This window comes from Undibacterium sp. TJN19 (genome assembly GCF_049339485.1).
In the GTDB taxonomy this organism is placed as follows: domain Bacteria; phylum Pseudomonadota; class Gammaproteobacteria; order Burkholderiales; family Burkholderiaceae_D; genus Undibacterium.
On sequence record NZ_JBMPPL010000041.1, the window covers coordinates 1 to 1,616 of the forward strand.

Sequence of the window (1,616 nt, forward strand, 5' to 3'; positions counted from 1 at the left end):
GGGGGTGCAGCGTAAAACTTGGACTGGTTTATGCTATAAGTCCTAGGCTCTCACGGTATTCCATGGGACTAAGTGAACCGAGGGAAATCTTGATACGCTTTTCGTTATACCAGCGGATGTAGGAGTCAACGATCTGGATGAATTCCTCGATTGTTATGTTCTGCCAGTTCCGAGGATAAAACAACTCTGTTTTCAACCGCCCGAAGAATCCTTCGCAGGCCGCGTTATCCGGTGAACACCCTTTGCGCGACATCGATCGAATCAACTTGGCATCGTGTACCCGTGAGAGCCATCCAGGCCAGCGATAGTGGGCACCACGATCAGAGTGAATGACAGGCCTGCTTTCGCTGGTGATTACCGTCTTAATGGCGACATCTAACATCGTGTTCACCAAGTCGGCGTCTGGACGTGTGCCGATAGTCCAGCTGACTACCAGACCATCGAAGCAGTCGATCATGGGCGAGAGGTACACCTTGCCTGCCGGGATTTGGAATTCTGTGATGTCGGTCAGCCACTTCTCATTCGGGGCCGCAGCCAGGAAGTCCCGGTTGATCAGGTTCTCGGGCGCCGGACTGATTTCTCCCAAGTAAGACCCGTACCGGCGCCGTTTATTGGCGGCAACAATCAAGCATTCCTGTTTCATCAATCGCTGCACGACTTTCTCGGAGAGATGCAGATGGCGCCGGCCAAGCGCTGCGCGCATTCGCCTATAACCGTAACAATGGTGGTTGCTCTGGAAGACGTCGGTGATGGTAATACGTGCGTCAGCGTATTTGTCCGGCTTTCGGAGCCGCGAGCAGTGATAAAAATAGGAACTGCGTGGAAGATCAAGCTCTACAAATAGCTCTGCGAGCGCATAGGTGTGCTTTAGGGCATCAACCAGCAGTGTCTTCTCCCTGTTGCTCAGGAGCTGCGGGGCGACGCCCAGTCCTTTTTTTAACAGTTCATTGGCCTTCTTTAATAGGTCATGTTCCAGCTGTAATCGCCGGATGTCCCGTTGAAGCAAATCGACTTGCTTTTGTAGGTCGATCAGCTGTGCCTTGTCTGGAACTGATTCTGACTCGCTGGGTAGTTTCATGGATGCTGGCGCCTCACGACCAAGTAATTGATTCTTCCAGTTGTACAACGTTGGCCTACATACTGCTACCTTTTGAGCAATTTCTTGTGCACTTGTTGTCCTGGTACACAGATCAATGACTGCCGCATTCTTGAACTCAGGGCAGTGTTGTACGTTTGCAGCTCTGCCGATAACGCGATGGCGAACTTCGGGGTGCAGTTCATCAATCCACATAGTGAGCGTTGCACGGCCGGGGTATCCCAGCGCCTTCATAGTTGAAGCAATACAGCGATCGTGCTCTAGGTAATGTTGAACCGCCGCCTGTTTTTGTTTGTCAGAATACCTCTGCCTTGAGCGCACATAGCCCGCCTGCAGACCGCGACCTTGTTCGTATTCTCGATACCAACTCTTGAGTGCATTCTTTGTTGGATAACCCAACTGCCGAATGGTCGGGCGAATGCGCTTCCCGAGCTTGATATAAAGCTTGACCGCTCGAATACGGTCTTCGTATGAATACATGAACTACCTCCAAGTAGTCCAAGTTATTGTCCGCACCCCC

1 protein-coding gene is annotated in these 1,616 nt (G+C 51.7%); it reads right to left on the reverse strand.

The window, feature by feature from the left end:
• Positions 1-28: 28 nt before the first annotated feature.
• Complete coding sequence (locus ACO0LH_RS28400) at positions 29-1,576, reverse strand: IS3 family transposase (RefSeq protein WP_422944510.1); 1,548 nt, start codon at positions 1,574-1,576, stop codon at positions 29-31.
• Between the last annotated feature and the right edge of the window lie 40 nt (positions 1,577-1,616).

Excerpts from the sequence above, each read along its gene's own strand:
- ACO0LH_RS28400 (WP_422944510.1), bottom strand. The coding sequence starts at position 1,576 with ATGTATTCATACGAAGACCGTATTCGAGCGGTCAAGCTTTATATCAAG.